General features: G+C 75.2%; 2 protein-coding genes and 1 pseudogene. All 3 read right to left on the bottom strand.

Features of this window, described 5'->3' with window-relative positions; translation table 11 throughout:
* The coding region (locus VIB55_RS21900) for an SLC13 family permease (RefSeq protein ID WP_331878804.1) at window positions 1-557 on the bottom strand (557 nt) is incomplete at its 3' end.
* Entirely contained in the window at window positions 554-1,408 is an 855-nt protein-coding gene (locus VIB55_RS21905; protein ID WP_331878805.1) for a 3'(2'),5'-bisphosphate nucleotidase CysQ, read from the bottom strand. The genes VIB55_RS21905 and VIB55_RS21900, both read right to left, overlap by 4 nt.
* Window positions 1,409-1,497: 89 nt before the next feature.
* Window positions 1,498-2,646: pseudogene (locus VIB55_RS21910) on the bottom strand (hypothetical protein); the annotation flags it as partial.

Raw genomic sequence — 2,646 nt, forward strand, 5'->3', positions numbered from 1 at the left:
GTGGCCTGCGCGGGCATCCACACGGTCATGAAGACGGCCGTGAGCATGATTCCGGCCGCCAGCGCGTGCGGGCCCTGCTCGAACCTGCGCAGAAAGAAGAGCGCCAGCCGCTTGCTGAGCCCCGAGTGGATGGTGGCCGCGGCCAGCATGAAGACGCCGATGATGAAGAACACCGCCGAGTTGCCGAACGAGGCGTAGATGTCGCCGGCCTCCATGGCCCCGGTGAGCGTCAGCAGCGACACCGCCAGCAGCCCGGTGACGCCGATGGGCACCAGGTCGGTGATCCACAGCGTGGTGCACACCAGGAAGACGGCGCAGGCGGCCTGCCCCGCCGGCGTGAGCCCGGCCGGGGTGGGCGCCAGGAACACGCCGATGGCCGCCGCCAGCCCCAGCGCCGACGCGCCCCACTGCAGCGCCGCGCCGCGGCTGAGCCGGCGCCGGGGCGCGGGGGAGGCCGGAGGGGGCGGAAGGTGCTCGCCGGGGCGGTCGGCCGGCCACAGGAACTCGCCGGGCGGGTCCTGGAGCAGGGTGGATCCCCGCCCCGCCGCCTCGCTCACGGCCCCCCTCCCGCCGCCTCGGCGTACACCCGCATCAGCACGGGGCCCGCGCGCTCGGCCACGCCGGGCGCGGCCGCGAGAATGCCGTGGGGCTGGCGCGGATCGGCCTTGTTGTAGGCCAGGGGCTCGCCCCGGCAGTCGGTGACGGTGCCGCCCGCCTCGCGCAGCACCACCTCCGGTGCGCAGGTGTCCCACTCCTTCAGGTACGGCACCGGGTGCACGTACAGGTCGCGCTCGCCCTCGGCCACCAGCGCGCACTTGATGCCGACCGAGCCCGCCGGGCGCACGTCGGTGATGCCCAGCGCCTCCTGCATGGTCACCAGCAGCGGGTCAGGGTGCGAGCGCGAGCCCACCAGCCGCGGCGCCCCCGCGGGGGCGGGACGGGCCCGCAGCCGCCTGCGCCGGCCCTCGTGCGCCACCCAGGCGCCCTGCCCCTGCGCGGCGGCGTACAGCACCCCCGTCGCGGGAAGCACCACCGCCCCCGCCACGGCGCGCCCGTCCACAGCCAGCCCCACCATCACGGCGAACTCGCCGTTGCGGGCCAGGAACTCGCGCGTGCCGTCCAGCGGGTCCACGATCCACACCCGCCGCGCGCCCATCCGGCCGGCGGGGTCGCGCGCCTCTTCCGAGAGCACGGCGTCGGCGGGAAACTCGCGCGCCAGCACCCGCGCGATGGCGCGGTGGGCGGCCTCGTCGGCCGCGGTGACGGGCGAGCCGTCGTCCTTGGCGCGGCTGGCCTGCTCGCCGTAGAAGGGCATGGCGGCGCGGGCGCCGGCGCGCGCGGCTCGTACGGCGGCGCGAAGCTCGGCGCGATAGGCGCCGGCGGGGAGGATGGATGAGGCCTGCGGCATGGAATCGTACACCAGGAACCTGAACGGGCCCCGGCCCGGCGGACTGCCGGCGGGGCGGAGGGCGGCCGCGATGGGCCGCCCGGGGTACCTCAGAAGCCGATGCGCCCCCCCACGGCGGCGGACACGTTCACCGCGTCGCCGGCGTAGTGGCGGTTCATCTCGTAGCTGGCCCGCACCCGCAGCAGCAGGTCGAACCCGGGGCGGAACAGGAGCGCCTCGCCGCCCAGCGAGTGGACGACGTCCACCTTTTCGTCCGCCGACGTCTCGCGGCTCACCGGGGCGCGCACGCGGGTGCGGGCCAGGTCCACGCTCCAGCGCCCGGCATCGTGAAACACGTCGAGCGCCAGCGTGCCGCCCCCGCCCCCGAAGGCGGCCGGCGAGCCCAGGATCTGGCCGCGGTGGGTGTGGCCCTGCCGCGACCGGCTGTGGCTGTACATGATGCCCTGCCAGCGGCCGGTGAGCAGCAGGTGCGAGGGCTGCGTGTCGAGCCACTCGCCGCGCAGCGACAGCAGCCGCCCGCCGCGCTCCCACACCTTGCGGCCCCCCAGCGCGTAGCCTGAAGAGTGGTCGGGCTCCAGCACGAAGTCCAGCGCGTCCCAGTTGTGGTCGTTGCGCATGTACTCGCCCCAGAACTCCGCGCCGCTTCCGGGAAGCACCCAGCGCGCGAAGACGGACGCCACCTGGTTGTCGGGCGACGACCGCTTGTCCGAGCCCACCCCCGTAGAGTCGAGCCGCGCCTTGAGAAATGCCTGGAACGGCTGCAGCAGGTGATCGACGGAAAGCCCCCCGGCGGGCCAGGTGGTATGGAAGAAGCGCGATCCGCCCACCTCCAGCCCGTCGAGCCCGAACGGCACCAGCACGCCCACCACTCCGGTCACCAGCCTGCGCCCCTCGCCCTGGGCCGGCGAGTACGCCGACTGCTCGGCGGCTCCCCAGATCACCCGGCCGTGCACCCGGCCGATCCCCAGGTTCCAGGGCGTGGAGGTGCCCGCGAAGGCGTGGAGGAACCCGCCCGCGTTCGTCCCCAGCACCAGCGGGTACTCGTCGCCCGGCCCCCACTGCTGGTTGGCGGTCGACACCCCGGCCGCCAGCCCCAGCACGTCGAGCCTGAGGGTGCTCTGCCCCGGGTCCACCCGCGCGTACGGCCTGTCGCCGAAGCGCTGGGGGGCGTCGATGCCGCCGGGCGCCTGCGGGTCGGCGAAGCGCAGCCTTCCCTCGCGGCCGTTGTCCATCAGGGC

Origin of the sequence: Longimicrobium sp. (assembly GCF_036554565.1) — a bacterium.
GTDB lineage: Bacteria > Gemmatimonadota > Gemmatimonadetes > Longimicrobiales > Longimicrobiaceae > Longimicrobium.